The sequence below is a fragment of the Pyxidicoccus xibeiensis genome, from assembly GCF_024198175.1.
Taxonomy (GTDB): Bacteria; Myxococcota; Myxococcia; order Myxococcales; family Myxococcaceae; genus Myxococcus; species Myxococcus xibeiensis.
In genome coordinates, this window is the sequence record NZ_JAJVKV010000003.1 from 955,312 (window position 1) to 973,664 (window position 18,353).

Here is an 18,353-nt window from a genome sequence, read left to right on the forward strand (position 1 = left end):
GTTTGAAGGAAATCTACGGCAACACCCTGGGCCTCAAGTCGAGCGAGCAGCACCGGCTGCGCAACACCTTCCGGCGACGCGTGTCGCCGCACGAAATCGTGTCGCCCGAGCTTGCCCGTCACCTCACCGAGCTGTCGCGTGAGACGAACCGGCAGGTGGGTGTGCTCATCAACCGCAAGGGCGAAATCGAGCATGTCGTGGTGGGCAATGCCCACAAGCTGGAGCTGCCGGACATCGGCCGCGCCCGCGCCGGCCAGGTGCGTCTGCGTGGCCTGCGGCTGGTCCACACCCACCTCAAGAGCGAGCCCCTGACGAAGGACGACCTCACGGACCTCGCGCTCTTGCGCCTGGACTGCGTGGCGGCCATCGGCGTGGAGCAGGAGGGCCTGCCCGGCGTGCTCCACTACGCGTACCTCGTGCCGGAGAATGGCACCGGCGAGTTCTGGCACGTCAGCACGCTGCCCTCCGTCCACGGGGAGCAGCCGGACCTGACGGACACGCTGGGCGCGCTGGAGGAGGAGTTCAGCCGCAAGGCGGCGGCGCGCACCGTGGCGGGCCGTGAGAAGGCCATCCTCGTGGCGGTGTGCCTGGACGGCAACCGCGGCAAGGCCGAGGCGAGCCTGGCGGAGCTGAAGGAGCTGGCGCGCACGGCGGGCGTGGAGGTCATCGACAGCGTGCTCCAGGTGCGCCGCGAGGCGGACCCGCGCTACCTCATCGGCCGCGGCAAGCTGGAGGACCTGAACCTCCGCTCCATGCAGTCCATGGTGGACCTGCTCATCTTCGACAAGGACCTCACCCCGTCACAGGGGCGCCACATCGGCGAGGCCACCAGCCTCAAGGTGCTGGACCGCTCGCAGCTCATCCTCGACATCTTCGCGCAGCGCGCGCAGAGCGCCGAGGGCAAGCTCCAGGTGGAGCTGGCACAGCTGAAGTACCGGCTGCCCCGGCTGGTGCAGAGCGACGACTCGCTCAGCCGGCTCGCGGGTGGCATCGGCGGCCGGGGCCCTGGCGAGACGAAGCTGGAAATCGACCGACGCCGCGTGCGCGACAGGATTACGAATCTGGAGAAGCGCATCGACGCCATCGGCCGCGAGCGCAGCGTGCGGCGGGCCCAGCGCAACCGGCGCGAGCTGCCCGTCATCTCCATCGTCGGCTACACCAACGCGGGCAAGTCCACGCTGCTCAACGCGATTACCAACGCGCAGGTGCTGGCGGAGGACAAGCTGTTCGCCACGCTGGACCCGACCAGCCGGCGGCTGCGCTTCCCGCAGGAGCGGGAGGTCATCATCACCGACACGGTGGGGTTCATCCGGGACCTTCCCAAGGACCTGGTGGCGGCCTTCCGCGCCACGCTGGAGGAGCTGTACGACGCCAGCCTGCTGCTGCACGTCGTGGACGCGGCGGACCCGTCGCGGGACGAGCAGGTGGAGGCGGTGGAGAACATCCTCGAGGGGCTGGAGCTGATGGAGAAGCCGCGCCTGATGGTGTGGAACAAGGCGGACAAGCTGGCGCCAGAGGAAATCGAGTCGCTGCTGCGCAGCCGGGGCGGCGTGGCCATCAGCGCCGCGACGCGCGAGGGGCTTGCCTCCCTGCTGGCCAAGGCGGACACCACGCTGTTCGCCGAGGGTGCGACCGAGGCCATCGGCGCCGTCTAGGACCCGGGGGCACTCCGCGCCTCCTCCGCCCGGTTGCGGGGGAGGCGTGGCTCCTCCTAGAGTCGGGGGCGTGGCGATGACTTCCTTCCAGACGCTCCTGATGAACGGGCTGCTCGCGCAGGCCGCACCGGAATACACCAAGCCGGTCTCCTCCCTGTCGCCGAAGTACTTCGAGCTGCTGGAGCAGAACAGCCACATCATCTACCCCGCGCTGGCCGTGCTCACGCTGGTCATCATCGCCGCGGGCATCCTCCAGGCGTGGAGGACGCAGGACCTGGACGGCCTGCAGAAGAACGAGTTCAAGCGCGCCATCGTCAACGAGCTGCGCCGCAACATCAGCGGCATGCCGGGCGACATGCTGGCGAAGTCGGTGGGCCTGGATCGGCTCAAGACGAACCGCCTGCTGGAGCAGATGCAGCAGGAGGGCCTGGTGGTGAGCCACACCAACTCCCAGCGGCTCACCGTGTGGCGCGTCCGCGGCGCTACGCCCGATGCGAGCGTGCGCAGGTACTAGCAGTCACCGTGCCGCCTCCAGGGACGTGCTGGGACTCGGGGGCTTGATGAGCACGAGCGACTACCTCTCAGTCCTGTCCCGCTGCGGCACCATGGCGGAGGTGTCGCGCCGTGAGCGCTGGCGCCTGATGCAGGAGTGGCGAAGCGTCTATGCGTCGTCGCTCCATGCCGCGACGGGCAAGTGGAAGCACGGGCAGTTCGAGTGGCACGTGTTCAGCTTCAAATACGCACACGCGCTGAGCGGCACCAAGGCGCAGCATGCCTATTCGCTCGAGCAACCGGGCGAGGTGCTGGTGATTCCGGAGAGTGAGGCCCTGCCCGCACTCAGGCTCGAAGCCCACCTGCTACCGGACTTCATCTCGCTCAGGAACGAAATCCATGTCTTTCCACCGGACCTCTCATGGACGATGTCCTTCACCCACGAGATGTCCATCGGACTCGGGCCGTACTTCAGCCGTCGGGAGTGGATGGATGCGCGATAGAGCGGGCGTTGGGAGCCTATACGTGAATGACCTCGAATTTCTGAGGGGTGAGTATATGGCGTTGAAATCAATGGACTCCTGGTTGCTCCCATTCTTGAGTGCTGTTCGGAAGCGACCTGGAATGTATATGGGTGACGAGCGCGTCCGTACGCTGGCCACGTACTTGCGAGGGTATGTAGAGGCCCGGCAAGACCTGGGATTACCTGGATTCTCCGAAGAAGAGACCGGGCTCATGGAAGAGTTCGAACGGTGGCTGGCCGTGAAGCTGAAGAGCAAGCGAACTCTGGGGTTCGCGGGACACATCGACCTGATGGACGGGTCGGAGAAGAACGTTCGTGTCTTCTTCGCTGAGTTCGAGCGTTTTCTCTCCGAGCGCGGGCTTGCCTTGACGGATGAACTGGCAGCGCGGTGGCCACCGGTGGTTCCGGCCTCCAAGAACTGGTCACCCCCGGAGTTCTAGGCATCAAGAGGCAGCCCGGTACCGTTCCTGGCAGGTGGTGACAATACCTCGCACGGAGTCGTCGGCGAAAGGGGCTGGATGTCCCGGCCCCTTCGCCGGGCGGTGGCTATGCCATTCATCCGGCGACGGAACTTGAGGACGTCGCCGACCTCGTGCCCGAGAAGCTGGCGGACTCAACTGCAGACATCGAGTCCGCGCTGATTGACGTCCTGGGCAAACTGGCTCCGCCATCCCTGCCAGCCGGAAGGTGGTTGGTCGTCGAGCCTCAGGACTGAGTGCTTCGCGGCGCGCTGGCGCAGGACCGGGCGATGTGCTGAATGGCCACGCCCGGCGCCTGCTTGAGTCCTGTCTCCGCGCGCGAAACGCCTCCCGCTCAGCCCCCCGCCAGCTCCGACTTCGGCTGGCGCGTCATCAGGTCCACCACCGCGGCCTTCGCGCTCTTGCCCTCGTAGGCAATCAGGTACACCTGATGGCAGATGGGCAGCTCCACGCCCGTCCGGGTCTCCAAATCCCGCGCGCTCTTCGCCGTCTTCACGCCCTCGGCGACCTCCTTCATCTCCGCCAGGATGTCCGGCAGCTTGCGGCCCTTGCCCAGCTCCATGCCCACGTGCCGGTTGCGGCTCAGCTCGCCCGTGCACGTCAGCACCAGGTCCCCCATGCCGGACAGCCCGGAGAGCGTCAGCGGGTTGGCGCCCTTGCGCACCGCCAGGCGCGTAATCTCCGCCAGCCCCCGGGTGATGATGGCCGCGCGCGCGTTGTGGCCCATGCCCAGCCCGTCCGCCATGCCCGCCGCAATCGCAATCACGTTCTTCAGCGCGCCGCCGTACTGCACGCCCACCACGTCCGTGGACGTGTAGCTGCGGAACGTCTCCGTCTGCAGCGCCTTCTGGCAGCGCACCGCCACCTTGTCCCAGTGCGACGCAATCGTCACCACCGTGGGCATCCGCCGCGCCAGCTCCTTCGCGAAGCTCGGCCCCGACAGCACCGCGATGTACGGGTGGAACTCCTCCGGCAGGCAGTCCTCCAAGAGCTCCGTCATCGTCAGCAGCGTCTCGTTCTCAATCCCCTTCGCCACCGTGATGAGCGGCACATGCCGCGGCAGGTACGGCGTCGCCTTCGCCACCACCTCGCGCGTGGCATGGCTGGGCGTGGCCAGCACCACCAACTCCGAGCCGGCCAGCGCATCCTCCAGGCTGTTCGTGGCGCGCACGCGCTCGGAGATGGGGATGCCCTTCAGGTAGGTGATGTTCTCGTGCCGGGTGTTGATGCCTTCGACAACGGAGGGCTCACGGCCCCACAGCCGCACCTCCTCGCAGTTCACCGCGAGGACGTTCGCCAGGGCCGTACCGAAGGAGCCGGAGCCGATGACAGTGCCGCGCATGCAGGACCTCGCTGGGGGGTGGGAGGAGAGGCCGCTCTCGAGCCTCTTCAGAATCCGGTGACGATGCCGACGGCGATGACGGGCATGAAGTCGGCGTCCTCGGGGCGGGTCCGCAGGTCCCCGCCCACCGTCACAGAGTAGGACGTTTTCTCGCTCAGGGGCACTTCCGCGCCGAACCGCAGCGGAAAGGCGCTGCCCGTCACCACCGAGGGCGGCAGCCCGCCCAAGGGCGTACGCTGGATGGCCTCCGTGTCCAGCGAGAGGTGGTAGCGCAGGTCCATGTACAGGCGCGTCCCCCGGCTCCTGCCCAGCTGGAGGTTGCCCACCACGCCGGGCAGCACGTTCCAGTTGCGCCGGCCGCTGATGTAGCGCGCTCCCCTCTCCTCCACGCTCGCCGGCCGCAGGAAGAAGGCATGGCCGCCCTCCACCGCCACGCCCAGGCTCCAGCGGGGACCGCCATCCAGCACCATCCACCGCCCGCCCACGCGAACCTCGTTCATCAGCCCGTAGAGGCTCTCCACCCCGACGATGGCGTCCACGCGGGGCAGCAGCCCCACCGCCACCCGGGCGGACATCGTGGGGAAGCCCAGGGACAGGCCCGCCGCAATCCCTCCCTGCCCCACCGTGCGCGCCCCCAGCAGGCTCACCCGGTTGGGCGGCAAGGGCGGCCCCTCGGGCCTGCGCGGCGCACGCGGGCGGACCCGGGGGACGGCGTCGTCGTCCTCCACGGGGATGAGCGGCGGCACCTCCGGCAACTGCGGCAGCGCCGCGGCGTCCTGCCCCGCCGGCACCGCCGTGGCGCCCGGAAAGTCCTCCCAGGACGCGTCGTCCGGACGCCCGTTGCGCCGGGGCGCCTCCACCTCGGCGGGCGCCGCCCAGGACTCGTCCGGGGTGGGGTTTCGCGCGGGCGACTCCGCGGACGACTGCGCCAGGGCGGGTGCGCCCGGGACGGCGAGGAGCAGCAGGGAGATGAGGCGGGCGGAGACCATGGAAGCGGGCGCGAGCTTAGTCCACCGAGGGGGGCGAGACGAGGGAAGCCCGCCCGCTCGCCGGCCCGGCGTGGGCGCAGTCCGGTAGCGGGCAGCCGTGCACGGGAAACGTGGCCGCGCCGGGCCCGTACCGGTCTACCATCCGCGCCGCGCCAACGTGCGCCAGGGAGAGACCACGGGATGAGGGTTGGAGGGCGAGCGGCACTGGTACTGGCACTGGCCCTGGGCGCCTGCCGCTCCCGCACGGCCGACTCCGCCGCGACGGACGCGGGCGCCCTGCCCTCCTCCACCGTCACCGGCGCGGGCCTTCCGGGCTGCGAGGTGCTCCTCCCCGCGGACGCGCGCGACTTGATGCTCCCCGGCTTCACCATGACGGAGGAGCGCGCGTGCCCCACCTGCGGGCCGCTGTGCGCGTTCCGCTCCACGTCGGAGAAGGACGTCTCCGTCTCCGTGACGTGGGACTGCAACCCCCGCTACGCGCAGGCGGACGTGCACGCGCTGCTGGCCCCCACCCTCCAGGCCGGAGGCGTGGAGGTGCCCGCCCTGGGCCGCGCCGCCGTCCGCCGCGCCCCCGCCCAGGGCATGCTGCAGGTGATGACGTGGGATGACGACACGTCGTGCGCGCTCGTCGTCACCTGGCTGGGGGGCGACGCGGAGCGGGCGCTCGACGTGGCGCGCTCCGCCCTGGGCGCCACGACGCCCGCCGCGCTCGCCACGCCGCCGCCGCCCGACGCGGGCGAGCCCTGAAACGGCGAGGGGGCCGGCCCCGCGTCCTCACGCGAAGCGGCCCCCATCGTCCCGTGCGCGGCCCGCGGACTACAGCGTCAGCAGGTACTCCACGAGGTCGTCCAGCTCCGCGTCGGTGAGCTGCGCCGTGGAGCCGTGCTTGTTCGAGTTGCGCCCCTGCGCCAGCCGGTCCTTCAGCGACGTGGCGCTGCCGTCGTGCAGGTACGGCGCCGTGCGCGCCAGGCCCAGCAGCGACGGCGTGTTCAGCCCCAGCCGCCGCACCAGGACGTCGTCCTGGATGGGGCCGGTGGTGATGAAGGTGCCGACGTCCGCCTGCTTGTTGTTGGTGAACGTCGCGCCCTCGTGGCAGCCGTCACACGCGGCCTTCTTGAAGACCTGGGCGCCGCGGGCCTGCGCGTCGGTGAGCGCCTCGCGCTTGTGCGGGTTGTCCGGCGCGGGGATGACGTCCACGAAGGCGGACAGCTGCGACACCATGACGCTGTCCAGCGCCGAGCCGCCCATGCGCTTGCGCACCGTGGTGTCCAGGAAGTCGCGCAGCGTGGGGAACTCGCCGCTCCAGTGGAACGGGCCCGTCTTCGTCACCATGCGGCCGGCCAGGCTGGGCGTCTGGCGCGGGCCGTCCGGGAAGCCCCACACGTGGCCGTCATCCCGGCCGTCCGGGTGGCAGGACGCGCAGGACGTGCCCACCGCGGCGCTCGTCATGCGCGTGTCCAGCGCGGAGAAGAACAGCTTGCGGCCGGCCACCGCCTGCGGCTCCAGCACGTCCCCCGCCAGCGGCAGCGGCAGGCCCTCCGCGCGCACGTTGGCCACGCTGCCGGAGCCGTCGCTCACCAGCGTCGTCACCGTGTGGTCGAACGCGTTGTAGACGTACGCCTTGCGGCCATCCCGCGTCATGGCGATGCCGGTGGGCCCCGAGCCCACGCGCACCAGCTGGCGCACGCTGCTGCCGGTGAAGTTCACCAGGTCCGGCCCCGTGCGGCGGTCCGTGGGCATGATGGCCACGTTGTCCGTCTCGCGGTTCACCACGAAGACCCACAGGCCGGACGGGTCCACCACCGCGGCCACCGGGCCCTGAATCGCGTGCGTGAGCTCCGGGCTGCGGATGGTGGACGGCACGAAGTCCGGAATCTCCTCCGGGGGCGGGCGGCACTGGTCCAGGTCGTCCACCAGCGGCCTGCCGTCCTCCGTGTCGAAGGTGACGATGCCGGGGGCCACCACGCCGCCCGTGGCGCCGCCCGTGCCACAGGGGGGGCCGCCGCCGTACAGCGAGTCGCCGCCCGAAGGCATGCCCGGCTGGCTCGGCCCGCCGAGGCGGTCCTCGCGCGCCCACTGCATCGGCGCCAGGGCGCGCTCACCGTTCGGCGTCACCACCACGTCCGCCATGCCCCGGGGCCGGAAGGTGACGTTGGTGAACTGCCCCGGGAAGGAAGGGTCCTCGGGCACGTCACTGGGGCCGCTCTGGACGTTGGCGCGCGAGTACAGGTCCGTGCGCTCCCGCTGCACGCGGGGCCGGCCGCTGTCCGCCAGGTCCACCGTCACCAGGTCGCTGTGGCGGAAGAGACTCACCAGCGCGCGCTTGCCACCGTCCACCAGGGCGATGCCGCGCGGCTCCTCGCCCACCGGCAGCTCCCAGCGCACCTGCAGCGAGCGCGTGTCCACCGCCATCAGCGTGCCGTGCGCGGTGGAGTCCAGCGCGGTGCTGTTCACCACGTACAGCGTGTCCCCGCCCGGCGCCACCGCCAGGCCCATGGGCTCCACGCCCACGGAGATGCGCGCCGCCTCGTTCCAGTCACCCCGGCGGATGACGGACACGCTGCGCTCGCCCCGGTTGGAGACGTAGACGGTGTCGTCCGGGCCCACCGCCACGCGCTCGGGGCGCTGGCCCACCTTCACCTCGCCGACCTTCTCGCCGCGCGCGGTGTCCACCACCGCGAGGATGCCGTTGTCGGCGTCCACCACGTAGAGGAAGGCGTCGTCGCGGCTGAGCGCCACCGAGCCGGAGGAATTGCTCCAGGTTGCCTCGGCCTGACGGTCACCACACGCCGTCAGCCCCAGCACCGAAGCCACTACCGCGGCCAGAACGTGCCGTCTCATGGGATGTCCTCCTCGTGCGCCCCGGCCCACCACCCACCTGCCCGTGCCAGATTCCGGAACGCCTTGCCTTGTGACGGGGGAAATGGCGGCCGGCCCTGGACGCTCGCCTCCCCCGCGGCCCCACATGCTTGCACCAGAAAGCCCCGGAAGTCGATTCCTTCCACACCCAGCGTGCGGGTGGTGGACAGTCCACTCCCGCAGTCCGGGTCCAAACGCCGCGAGCATGTGGCTCCGGGTGGGAGTAAAGGAGAGGAGCCGTGTCGCGCTCGCCCCCTGTCATCCTCAACTTCCGGCGCACGTTCGCCCTGCTCATCGTGCTGGTGGTGGTGCCGTCCGCCGGCCTGTCGGGCTTCGGCGTGGTGGCCATCATCAACGAGCGCGCGGCGGTGGAGAAGCGGCTGGAGTCGGCCTGGCGGGGGACGCTGGAGTCGATGGCGGACCAGCTGCCCCGGGCGCTGGCGTCGGCGCGCCTGGTGGAGGAGGCCGGCACGCTGCGCCTGGTGTTGCCGGATGGCCGCAGCGTGTCGGAGCCGGACGGCACCTTCCAGGTGGAGGGCGGGCGCGTCCACACGAACGACCCGCAGCTCCAGGAGGCGCTCACCGCCGTGCTGCCGGAGGCGGGCGCACTCCCCACCGAGCCGACGGTCTTCTCCCTGGCGACGGGGACGCGCGCGGTGATGGTGGCCGCCGAGCGCGAGGGGGACGTGGTGCACGGCGTGCGCCTGTCGGTGCGGGCCCTGGAGACGCTGATGGCCGAGCGGGTGGACCCCCGCGCCGTGTCCGGCGAGCCGGTGCGCTTCACCCTGCAGCCGGTGCCGCGCGAGGCCACCGAGAGCGGGCTGATGGGCAAGCTGGTGTCGGAGGTGGCGCAGGCACGCGCCAGCGCCCTGGGCCCCATGGGCCTGGCGGAGCGCGTGCTGTCCCCGCCCCTGCAGGACTTCCGGCTGGTGGTGCTGCCCACCGGCGAGGACCCGGTGGCGCGCGCCTCCACGCGCAACCGCGTGCTGTACGGCGTGCTGCTGGGCCTGTTCTACCTGACGCTGACGTTTGGCGTCGTCTACACGGGCCGCGCCCTCTACCGTGAAGCGCAGCTGTCGCGGATGAAGACGGACTTCGTGTCCCTGGTGAGCCATGAGCTGCGCACGCCGCTCACCTCCATCCGCATGTTCATCGAGACGCTCGCCCTGGGCCGGCTGAAGGACCCGGCGCAGATGCAGGAGGTGCTCACCCTGCTGACGCGCGAGACGGAGCGGCTCTCCATCTTCATCGAGCGCGTGCTGGACTGGGCGCGCATCGAGGGCGGGCGCAAGGTGTACCAGCGCGCGCCGTTACCCGTCATGGACGTGGTGGAGGCGGCGGTGGCGGCCTTCCGCGCGCAGCGGCTGGAGGGCGGCGTGGACCTGAAGGTGGACGTGGCCGAGGGCCTGCCGCGGCTGGACGTGGACAAGGAAGCGGTGGCCGGGGCCCTGCTCAACCTGCTGCAGAATGCCTACAAGTACAGCGGGCCCGCGGACCGGCGCATCACCCTCACCGCGCGAGGGGGAGGGAAGTTCGTGGACCTGTCCGTGGAGGACAACGGCGTGGGCATCGCCCCGAAGGAACGCAAGCGCATCTTCGAGCGCTTCTACCGCGTGGACAACCTGATGACGCGCAAGACGGAGGGCAGCGGCCTGGGGCTGGCCATCGCCCGGCGAATCGTCGAGGCTCACGGCGGCCGCATCGCCGTGCAGAGCGAGCCGGGCCGGGGCAGCCGGTTCACCATCCACCTGCCGGTGGGGAAGGCATGACCGAAAAGACGCGGCGCATCCTGGTGGTGGAGGACGACCTGTCCATCCTCGCCGGCCTGTCCATGAACCTGCGCTTCGAGGGCTACGAGGTCCTCCAGGCCCAGGACGGGCGCGCGGGACTGGCGCGCGCGCTGGACGAGGCGCCGGACCTGGTGGTGCTGGACCTCATGCTGCCGGAGCTCAACGGCTTCGAGGTGCTCAAGGAGCTGCGCCAGCGCGGGCGGGACACGCCCGTCGTCGTGCTGTCCGCCAAGGGCATGGAGACGGACAAGATTCTCGGCCTCAACCTGGGCGCGGACGACTACGTCGTGAAGCCCTTCGGCCTCCAGGAGCTGCTGGCGCGCATCAAGGCCGTGCTGCGCCGGCGCTACCCGTCGGCGAACGCCGCGCCCACGGTGACGTTCGGCGACGTGAGCGTGGACATGGCCGCGCGCACCGTGACGCGCGCGGGGGCGCCCGTGGAGCTCACCGCGCAGGAGTTCAAGCTGCTGGCCCACTTCCTCGGGCACCCGGACCGGACCTTCACCCGCGAGGAGCTGCTGTCCGGCGCGTGGGGCTACCACTACGAGGGCAGCGCGCGCACCGTGGACAACTTCATGCGCCAGCTGCGCCTCAAGTTCGAGCCGGACCCGGAGGCGCCGCGCCACTTCCTCACCGTGCGCGGCCTGGGCTACCGCTTCGAGCGTTAGGGCCCGGCAATGCCGATGTGGCGCGAGTCCTCCAGGTCGAACGGCTTGCCGTCGAAGCGCCCGTAGCGCTCGCGCGGGACGAGGCCGGCGGTGGTGAGCGCCGTGTCCAGCTCCTCCGGGGAGAAGTGCCGCAGCTTGAGGCGGCGGATGGGGCTGGGGGCGCCGGGCCGCTTCCGCTCGCGTAGGTGCAGCGCGAACAGCGGGCGGCGGGGCTCCAGCCCGGCGCCGGGCTCCTCGTCGTCGCGCGGGAGCACCGGCTCGCGGGGCGTGTTGAGCACGTCGTAGACGAACGTCCCGCCCGGGGCCAGGTGGTGGCGCACGGTGGCGAGGAAGGCCTCCAGGTCGTCGTTGCCCGGCATCAGCCCCAGCGCGTGCTGCGGGGCGAGCACCAGCGGAAAGCGGTCCGGCAGGCGCAGCGAGCGCAAGTCGCCCACCTGGAAGCGGGCGCGGTGGGAGACCTCCTGGGACTCCGAGGCGCGGCGCTCCTCGGCGGAGCGGATCATCACCTCGGACGGGTCCACGCCCACGGTGGTGAAGCCGTGCTCGGCCAGGGCCCACACCACGCGCCCATTGGCGGCGCCCAGCACCAGCACGGGCTCGCCGTGCTCGGTTGCCTGGCGTGTGTAGAAGAGGAGGTCCGGCTCCTGCCCTACGAGTGATAACGGCGTCCGGCCCCGCGCGTCGTTCCCGCCCATCTGGGGAGCAACTAGCACGTTTCCGGGGCAATTCGGGACAGCCGCGTGCTCAGGGTGGGAACGCCGCTACCCACGCCCTGTCGGGGAGCGGACGGAGCCGCCCCTCCTTCGGGCAGGGGCCGCTGGCACCCTCCTTGCCATGGGAAGGCGCGGAAACGGCGTCCCACGGCGGGACAGCCGGCTTTCTCGAATGAGGTGGTGGCGGATGAAGCGCGGATGGGGATGGGCGGGCGCGCTCTTCGTGGCGGGTGCGATGTGGACGGCGGGCTGCTCCTCGGAGAGCAGCGCGGATGAGTCGGAGCGGGGCAACCCCGGGTTGGACGACCCGACGCCCCAGCCTCCGGAAGGGCCGGGGGGCCCTCAGGTGAACCCACCGGTGGACCCGGTGCCGGACAGCGGCACCGTGGACCCGGTGCCGGACGGGGGCACGCAGGAGCCTCCTCCGGACGGTGGGCCGCAGGAGCCGCCGCCTCCGCCGCCTCCTCCTCTGCCGCCTCCGCCTCCGTCGGGGCCGAAGGTGGAGATTCCGCCCCTTCCCACCACCGCGGGCTGGGCCTTCTATGGCGTGGAGCAGGGCGGCCCCAAGGTGGTGTACGGGGTGACGGCCGACGAGGGCGGCAACGTCTGGGTGGCCGGCGGCGAGGAGGGCCTGTTCCTGCTGAAGCCGGGCGCGGAGCGCTTCAAGCGCTACGGCCTGGAGGACGGCCTGCGGCCCTACGGCTTCATGCCGGACGGCAGCGCGCCCGCCGGGGCCAAGTACCTGAAGGTCATCTCCGTGTCCGGCGGCAAGGCGGGCACCGTCTACGTGGGCTACGAGGGCATGCCCGGCACGGGCGCGGACCACTGCGAGAGCAACTGGGACGGCCCCAGGCCGGACCCGGCGCGCTACAAGAGCGGTGACGCGGACAAGGTGACGCTGCTGACGGACGGCGCCATCAACGTGGTGCACTACGACATCTTCTCCGGCCCCAACGTGGTGCGGGACGAGCTGCGTGGCCGCGAGAAGATCTGCAGCATCCTCCGCATCAAGTACGACAAGAACACCAACAGCGTCTGGTTCGGCGCCAACCACGGCTTCGCGCGCGGCGAGGCCGAGTTCAAGGGCGCGCCCATGTGCAACGGGCAGCTCAACTGCTCGGGCGTGCTGGAGCACGTGCACCCGCACATCAACGCGCTCAACGCGGCGGGCAACACGGTGCTGCTGACGGACGCGTACTACGGCGTGGGCCTGGACCCCAGCGGCGACGTCTGGTTCGGCGGCTCGGACCGCTCCACGCGCTTCAAGTACGGCACCAATGGCGGCAACTTCTGGCGCGCGCAGACGGGCACGGAGAACGACGCCAGCAACAAGCTGGACCTGTGGCCGGACGCCAAGCCCGAGTACTCGAAGCCGAACGAGCGCGTGCCGGACCACGTGTCCGGCGTGGCGGTGGCGGGCGACGGCACGGTGTGGGTGAGCTCGTTCAGCAACGGCCTGGCGCGCCTGGACGCGAGCGGCAACGTGGTCGGGCGCCTGGGCGCGGGCTCGGGGCTGGTGGACAAGTACCTGTCGGCCCTCTCCCTGGACCCGCTGGACGGCAGCGTCTGGACGGGCGCCAGCTGGGGCGGCGGCATCTCCCGCGTGAAGGGCGGGAGCATCACCAACTACAGCCTGAACGAGTTCGGCCGGCAGTACGGAATGCTGCGCATCAGCGACATCCAGGCGGACACGTCGACGGGCAAGCGCCGGATGCTGGTGGCCTTCATGGGCTCCCTGGATCCGAAGACCAACGTCCAGACGACGGGCGCCATCGGTATCTACTCGGGTGACTGACCCCACCCGGGTGGCCTGAAGGGCACGGCGGCCGTCCTCCTCACCAGGGGACGGCCGCCGTCTTCATTTCCGGAAGCGCCCTACTTCGGCAGCACCTTGTACTTCTCGAACAGGGCCTGCTGGCGGCTGGTGAGCGGCACCTGCTTGCCGGCCAGCCACATACCCACCGGGCGCGTGGACGACTCCAGCGGGTCGCCGTTCCACAGCACCAGGTCCGCCGAGGCGCCCGGGGCGATGCGGCCCTCGTCCGGCAGGCCGAAGGCCGCCGCCACCTCCAGCGTCACCGAGCGCAGCGCCTCGGTGTGAGGCAGGCCCCACGCCACCGCGTTGCCCGCCTCCTGCGCCAGCGTGCGCACCATGCCCGGCTCACCCAGCACGGAGATGAGCACCCGGGCTCCCGCCGCGTGCAGCAGCGCCGCCGCGTCCAGCCGGCTGTGCAGCCGGTCGAAGTCCGCCGGCAGGTTCTGCGTGGGCTGGAGGATGACGGGCACGTTCGCCTTCGCCAGCTCCGGCGCCAGCATCCACGCCTCGCTGCCCCCGGCGATGATGAGCTTCAGCCCGTACTCCTTCGCCAGCCCCAGCGCGGCGCGGATGTCCGACGCGCGCTCGGCCCGCACCACCACCGGCAGCTTTCCCGCCAGCACCGGCTGCAGGGCCTCCAAGTCCAGCCGGCTCGCCGCCACGTCGCGCATCCGGCGCTGCTCGAAGTCCGCCTTGCGCCGGCCGTACTCACGCGCGTCGAACAGCAGCTCGCGAACCCGCTCCAGCACCCGCGCGCGGGAGCCGGACACCGCGTCCCGCCCGGTGATGCCCAGGTTGAGGTGCATGGCGAACGGCGTGTAGCGGATGGCACCGTCCGTCGTGACGAAGGCGCTGCGCCCGGCGAAGAGCCCGCCCCTCGGCGCCGACACCACGCCGGTGACTCCGCCCAGCCGCGCCACCGGGAAGGCGGCCGATGCCGAGTGGATGCTGTCCGCGGCCAGCAGCGCCGCGCGCACGTCCTGCTTCGCCGCGTCCCCGCGCAGCCCGTCGTCCTGCGTCGTCTCCTCGGCGCCCACCTCCACCAGCCCCAGCTCCGTCAGCGGGTCGATGAGGCCCGCCGTCAGCACCCGCCCCTTCCCGTCCACCTGCCGGCAGCCCGCGGGCAGCGTCCCGCGAGCGCTGCGCACCACGGCCTCCACCCGGCCGCCCACCACGTGCACCAGGGCGTCCTTCACCCACTCGGTGCCGGTGAAGGCCGTCACGCCGGTGAAGACGGTGCAGGCCTGCGGCTCCAGGGGCAGCAGCGCGGCGCAGGCCGCATCCTTCGTCACGTCGCAGCGCGCGGCGAGGCCCAGGTCCTCCAGCGACGGTGAAGGCGCGGACTTCGCCACCAGCTTCGCGGCGTTGGCGGCGCTCTCTCCCACCTCGAAGTCGCTGGCGTCCACCACGCCGGTGGCCGCGTCGAAGGTGACGACGCCGTCCGTCCACACGCGCTGCGCCCGCGCGTACACGCTCAGCGGGTGCCCGCGCCACAGCACCACGTCCGCCATCTTCCCCACTTCCAGCGAGCCGGTGACGGCCTCCACGCCCATCATCCACGCGGGGTTGAGCGTCACCCAGCGCAGCGCCTCCTCCTCGGTGACGGGGAGGCCGGACTCGCGCGCCCGCCACATCGCCTTGCCCGCCTCCTGGTTCAGCCGCTGGATGCCGTACGCCGAGTCGGAGTGGATGACGGCCTTCGCGCCCGCCTGCGCCACCAGCGCCGCGTTCTCCGGGATGCCGTCCCACGCCTCCAGCTTGAAGCCCCACCAGTCCGCCCACGTGGCCACGCCCACGTTCTTCTCCGCGAGCCTGTCGCGCAGCTTGTAGGCCTCCAGCGCATGGTGGAAGGCACGAATCTGGTAGCCGGCTTCCTCCGCCACCTGGAGCATCACCGCCATCTCGTCCGCGCGGTAGCAGTGGTTCTGCACCAGGATTTCGCCGCGCAGCACGTCGGCCAGCGTCTCCAGCTTCAAGTCGCGCAGCGGGGCGGGGCCGGCCTCGTCGGGCTTCTTCTCCTTCTTCTTCTTCCACTCCTCCAGCTTGTCCATGTACTCGCGCGCCTGCGCGAAGGCCTGCCGGTAGCCCGCCACGTTGCCCATGCGCGTGGCCGGCGGCACCTTCTTCCCCTCGCCGTAGACGCGGCGCGGATTCTCACCGCACGCCATCTTCAGCACGTCCTTCGCCCCCGGAAAGCGCAGCTCCGCCGCCGAGCGGCCGAAGTGCAGCTTCGCCGGGTAGCCCCGCCCGCCAATCAGGTTGGCGCTGCCCGGCAGCACCAGGAGCGAGGTGACACCGCCCGCCGCGGCGCGCCGCAGGCCCGGGTCCTGGGGCCAGAAGGCGTGCTCGGCGGAGACCTCGGCCGTCACCGGCGCGGTGGCCTCGTTGCCGTCGTCGTTGGAGAAGCTGGACGGTGAGGAATACACGCCCAGGTGGCTGTGCGCGTCGATGATGCCGGGCGTCACGTACAGGCCGGTGCCGTCCACCTCCTCGGCGCCCGGGGGCGACGTCACGTCCGCGTTGCGGCCCACGGCGGTGAGCTTCCCGTCCACGAAGGCCACCGCGCCGTCCTCGATGGCCGGGCCGGTGGCCGGCATCACCGTGGCATGCCGCACCACGACGGCGCGCGGCTGCTTCCAGACGCGGGAGGGCGGGCGCGCGGGAACCAATTTCTCAACAGGTGGAAGTGTCTGGGGGGCGGAGGCGCAGGCGGTGGCCAGCAGCAGGAGCAGGGAGCGTGTGCGCATGGAGGGCGTCGTAGCAGGTCCCGCCGGGCCCCGGCCACGCCCGGCTGCCTGGTGGGCAGAGTCAGCCTCCAGGGATAGGAAGTCACCACGCGGCTCGAAGCCGTCTAGAATCCCCACCAGTCATGCCCGCCCTACCCCCCGCCCCCATCCCTACCCACACCGTCGTCGGCGCACGGGCGCAGGGAGAGAGGCTCTCCGAGCAGCACTTCCACCTGGTGCTGCTCGACACCGAGCGCGCCGGCACCGTCTTCCCCCTGGCCAACGAGTCCCTCAGCGTGGGGAAGGCGCCGGACAACGACGTCGTCATCGACCACCCCACGGTGAGCCGCAACCACCTGGTGGTGCGCCGCCAGGGCGACCGCTTCCTCGTGCAGGACCTGGACTCCACCAACGGCACCTTCCTGGACGGTGCCCAGGTGCGCGAGGCGTACCTGCGCCCCGGCGCCCTGCTCGAGGTCGGCGACGTCCGCCTGCGCTTCAGCCCCCAGGTGTCCCCCGTCCAGGTGGAGCCCACCGTCGAGGACCGGCTGGGCGACCTGGTGGGCCGCAGCCTGCCCATGCGGCAGATATTCGCCCTGCTCCAGCGCATCGCCCCCACCGACTCCACCGTGCTGCTGGTGGGCGAGACGGGCTCCGGCAAGGGCGCCGCCGCCAAGGCCATCCACAAGCTCAGCCCGCGCGCCCCCGGGCCGCTGGTCGTCTTCGACTGCGCCAGCGTGTCCGACTCCCTCATCGAGAGCGAGCTGTTCGGCCACGAGAAGGGCGCCTTCACCGGCGCGGTGGGCCAGCGCATCGGCTGCCTGGAGCGAGCCAACGGTGGCACCCTCTTCCTGGACGAAATCGACGACCTCGCCCTCGATTTGCAGCCCAAGCTGCTGCGCGCCATCGAAGACCGGGAGTTCCGCCGGCTGGGCTCCTCGTCGCCCATCTCCTTCGACGCGCGCATCGTCGTCGCCAGCAAGAAGGATTTGTGGGCGGAGACGCAGGCGGGCCGCTTCCGCGAGGACCTCTACTTCCGCCTCTCCGTCTTCACCTTCAGCCTGCCCGCCCTGAGAGACCGCAAGGAGGACATCCCCCTGCTGGTGGACGCCTTCGCCGGCGAGGGCCTGTGGACGCGGCTGCCGGAGAAGATTCGCGAGCAGTTCAACGGGCACACCTGGCCGGGCAACGTGCGCGAGCTGCGCAACGCGCTGGAGCGCGCCCGGCACATGGTGGACATCCCGGAGCTGGCCGGGGACACGCTGCTGCGCGAGTTCACCCGCGAGCCCCCCGCCCCCGCCGGCGACTTCCTCCCCGCGGAGTTCACCGGCCCCTTCAAGGTCTGCAAGGACGAGCTCGTCCGCGCCTTCGAGCGGGAGTACCTCACCCGCCTGCTCGGCCGCGCCAAGGGCAACATCGCCCGCGCCGCCCGCGAGGCCGAGCTGGACCGCAAGCACCTCTACTCGCTGCTGCACAAGTACGGCCTGGTGCAGAGCGAGGGCGACTGAAGGGCGCGCCGTCAGCGCGGCGCGCAGGCCGGGTCCAACAGCTCCGGCCGGTACTCGAAGTGCATCGTGTCGTAGCGGTACCAGCGGCCGCCCCAGATGAAGCCCTCGGCCTCGAAGGCGTCCACCACGGCCTGGGGCACGGTGTTGCGCCAGCGCACCGGCTGCTTCGGTCGCTGCCACTCCCAGTAGTGCGCGTGCGCGGTGTTCAGGTCGATGGAGACACCGTACGAGTGCGCGCTCTGCCGCTGCGTGTTGGCCACCTTCCTCCAGTTGAACGTCCCGCCCAGGCGCGTGAGGTACGGCTTCACCGACGCATCCTTCGCGAGCAGCGCCTCCAGCCTCGTGGCCACGCGCAGGAAGGCGGGCGCCACCTTGCGGTGCACCTCGAGTCGCTGCCCGAGGAAGCGGATGGGCACCACGTCCACGGCCTCCGCCGACGCGCCATAGGTGGCCTGGAAGAGCGGGTCGAAGCGGATGCGGCCGGGGTCCTCGTCCTCCTTCGTCACCGGCTGGATGGGGCCGGTGCGGTAGGGAAGGCAGAGCGTGTCCTCCAGGTCCGGTGACTCCAGCCGCTGGGCGAAGGTCTTCACGCGGCCGTCGTCGAACGGGTACGTGCGCCCGTCCGGGAGCCGGTAGCCCCAGCCCGACTCCAGCCGCACCGGCTCCACCACCGGGTACCACTTCGCCAGGCACGCCAGGGGCGCGGGCGGCGCGTCCGTCGCGGCCAGGGCCAGCCGGGGCAGGAGCAGGAGCAGCAGGACGGTGCGCGAGCTCATGAGGCCGCTCCGTCGCC

At 71.3% G+C, this 18,353-nt stretch carries 15 protein-coding genes; 9 read left to right on the top strand and 6 right to left on the bottom strand.

The annotated features are described in order from the left end of the window. Positions 1-2 precede the first annotated feature (2 nt). The 4 genes from hflX (at position 3) to LXT23_RS16795 (ending at position 3,110) form a co-directional block, all read left to right on the top strand. The gene (gene hflX / locus LXT23_RS16780) at positions 3-1,655 is read left to right on the top strand and encodes a GTPase HflX (protein ID WP_253981165.1); all 1,653 of its coding nucleotides are present in this window, start codon (positions 3-5) and stop codon (positions 1,653-1,655) included. A gap of 76 nt (positions 1,656-1,731) precedes the next feature. Further along, entirely contained in the window at positions 1,732-2,169 is a 438-nt protein-coding gene (locus LXT23_RS16785; protein ID WP_253981400.1) for a hypothetical protein, read from the top strand. A 46-nt stretch (positions 2,170-2,215) separates the two neighbouring features. Beyond that, entirely contained in the window at positions 2,216-2,650 is a 435-nt protein-coding gene (locus LXT23_RS16790; RefSeq protein ID WP_253981166.1) for a DUF4275 family protein, read from the top strand. A gap of 22 nt (positions 2,651-2,672) precedes the next feature. After that, positions 2,673-3,110 (top strand): hypothetical protein, encoded by a 438-nt coding sequence (locus LXT23_RS16795; protein ID WP_253981167.1) that lies wholly within the window; start codon positions 2,673-2,675, stop codon positions 3,108-3,110. A gap of 373 nt (positions 3,111-3,483) precedes the next feature. Here LXT23_RS16795 and LXT23_RS16800 read toward each other — a convergent pair whose 3' ends face one another. Both LXT23_RS16800 and LXT23_RS16805 read right to left on the bottom strand, forming a co-directional pair. Continuing rightward, positions 3,484-4,491, bottom strand: coding sequence for an NAD(P)H-dependent glycerol-3-phosphate dehydrogenase (locus LXT23_RS16800; protein WP_253981168.1), 1,008 nt, complete (start codon positions 4,489-4,491; stop codon positions 3,484-3,486). A gap of 47 nt (positions 4,492-4,538) precedes the next feature. Next, positions 4,539-5,480, bottom strand: a complete 942-nt coding sequence (locus tag LXT23_RS16805) for a hypothetical protein (RefSeq protein ID WP_253981169.1) — start codon at positions 5,478-5,480, stop codon at positions 4,539-4,541. Between the two features lie 180 nt (positions 5,481-5,660). Here LXT23_RS16805 and LXT23_RS16810 point away from each other — a divergent pair, with 180 nt between their 5' ends. Continuing rightward, positions 5,661-6,227, top strand: coding sequence for a hypothetical protein (locus LXT23_RS16810; protein ID WP_253981170.1), 567 nt, complete (start codon positions 5,661-5,663; stop codon positions 6,225-6,227). A 69-nt stretch (positions 6,228-6,296) separates the two neighbouring features. Here LXT23_RS16810 and LXT23_RS16815 read toward each other — a convergent pair whose 3' ends face one another. After that, positions 6,297-8,321: a c-type cytochrome gene (locus LXT23_RS16815; protein ID WP_253981171.1), complete on the bottom strand. Its 2,025-nt coding sequence runs from the start codon at positions 8,319-8,321 to the stop codon at positions 6,297-6,299. A 257-nt stretch (positions 8,322-8,578) separates the two neighbouring features. On the opposite strand from LXT23_RS16815, the gene LXT23_RS16820 reads away from it, so the two are divergent. Beyond that, on the top strand, positions 8,579-10,108 hold the full coding sequence (locus LXT23_RS16820; protein WP_253981172.1) for a sensor histidine kinase: 1,530 nt from the start codon (positions 8,579-8,581) through the stop codon (positions 10,106-10,108). Then, the gene (locus LXT23_RS16825) at positions 10,105-10,797 is read left to right on the top strand and encodes a response regulator transcription factor (RefSeq protein ID WP_253981173.1); all 693 of its coding nucleotides are present in this window, start codon (positions 10,105-10,107) and stop codon (positions 10,795-10,797) included. Before LXT23_RS16820 ends, LXT23_RS16825 begins: the two co-directional genes overlap by 4 nt. Here LXT23_RS16825 and LXT23_RS16830 read toward each other — a convergent pair. After that, positions 10,794-11,510: a class I SAM-dependent methyltransferase gene (locus LXT23_RS16830; RefSeq protein WP_253981174.1), complete on the bottom strand. Its 717-nt coding sequence runs from the start codon at positions 11,508-11,510 to the stop codon at positions 10,794-10,796. The two genes, LXT23_RS16825 and LXT23_RS16830, sit on opposite strands and share 4 nt — an antisense overlap. 187 nt (positions 11,511-11,697) lie before the next feature. Between LXT23_RS16830 and LXT23_RS16835 the strand changes: the two genes are divergently transcribed. After that, positions 11,698-13,305: a ligand-binding sensor domain-containing protein gene (locus LXT23_RS16835; protein ID WP_253981175.1), complete on the top strand. Its 1,608-nt coding sequence runs from the start codon at positions 11,698-11,700 to the stop codon at positions 13,303-13,305. An 80-nt stretch (positions 13,306-13,385) separates the two neighbouring features. Here the strand turns inward: LXT23_RS16835 and LXT23_RS16840 are convergent, their stop codons facing one another. Beyond that, positions 13,386-16,073 (bottom strand): amidohydrolase family protein, encoded by a 2,688-nt coding sequence (locus LXT23_RS16840; RefSeq protein WP_253981176.1) that lies wholly within the window; start codon positions 16,071-16,073, stop codon positions 13,386-13,388. Between the two features lie 122 nt (positions 16,074-16,195). Between LXT23_RS16840 and LXT23_RS16845 the strand changes: the two genes are divergently transcribed. Next, a complete protein-coding gene (locus tag LXT23_RS16845) occupies positions 16,196-17,560 on the top strand; it encodes a sigma 54-interacting transcriptional regulator (protein ID WP_253981177.1) in 1,365 nt (454 codons plus the stop codon). An 11-nt stretch (positions 17,561-17,571) separates the two neighbouring features. On the opposite strand, the gene LXT23_RS16850 is transcribed toward LXT23_RS16845, so the two are convergent. Further along, entirely contained in the window at positions 17,572-18,336 is a 765-nt protein-coding gene (locus tag LXT23_RS16850) for a M15 family metallopeptidase (RefSeq protein WP_253981178.1), read from the bottom strand. Positions 18,337-18,353 lie beyond the last annotated feature (17 nt).

Coding starts and splice junctions, on each gene's coding strand:
- LXT23_RS16840 (WP_253981176.1), bottom strand. CDS start 16,073: ATGCGCACACGCTCCCTGCTCCTGCTGCTGGCCACCGCCTGCGCCTCC.
- LXT23_RS16850 (WP_253981178.1), bottom strand. CDS start 18,336: ATGAGCTCGCGCACCGTCCTGCTGCTCCTGCTCCTGCCCCGGCTGGCC.
- LXT23_RS16845 (WP_253981177.1), top strand. CDS start 16,196: ATGCCCGCCCTACCCCCCGCCCCCATCCCTACCCACACCGTCGTCGGC.
- LXT23_RS16800 (WP_253981168.1), bottom strand. CDS start 4,491: ATGCGCGGCACTGTCATCGGCTCCGGCTCCTTCGGTACGGCCCTGGCG.
- LXT23_RS16810 (WP_253981170.1), top strand. CDS start 5,661: ATGAGGGTTGGAGGGCGAGCGGCACTGGTACTGGCACTGGCCCTGGGC.
- LXT23_RS16815 (WP_253981171.1), bottom strand. CDS start 8,321: ATGAGACGGCACGTTCTGGCCGCGGTAGTGGCTTCGGTGCTGGGGCTG.
- LXT23_RS16785 (WP_253981400.1), top strand. CDS start 1,732: ATGACTTCCTTCCAGACGCTCCTGATGAACGGGCTGCTCGCGCAGGCC.
- LXT23_RS16805 (WP_253981169.1), bottom strand. CDS start 5,480: ATGGTCTCCGCCCGCCTCATCTCCCTGCTGCTCCTCGCCGTCCCGGGC.
- LXT23_RS16825 (WP_253981173.1), top strand. CDS start 10,105: ATGACCGAAAAGACGCGGCGCATCCTGGTGGTGGAGGACGACCTGTCC.
- LXT23_RS16835 (WP_253981175.1), top strand. CDS start 11,698: ATGAAGCGCGGATGGGGATGGGCGGGCGCGCTCTTCGTGGCGGGTGCG.
- LXT23_RS16790 (WP_253981166.1), top strand. CDS start 2,216: ATGAGCACGAGCGACTACCTCTCAGTCCTGTCCCGCTGCGGCACCATG.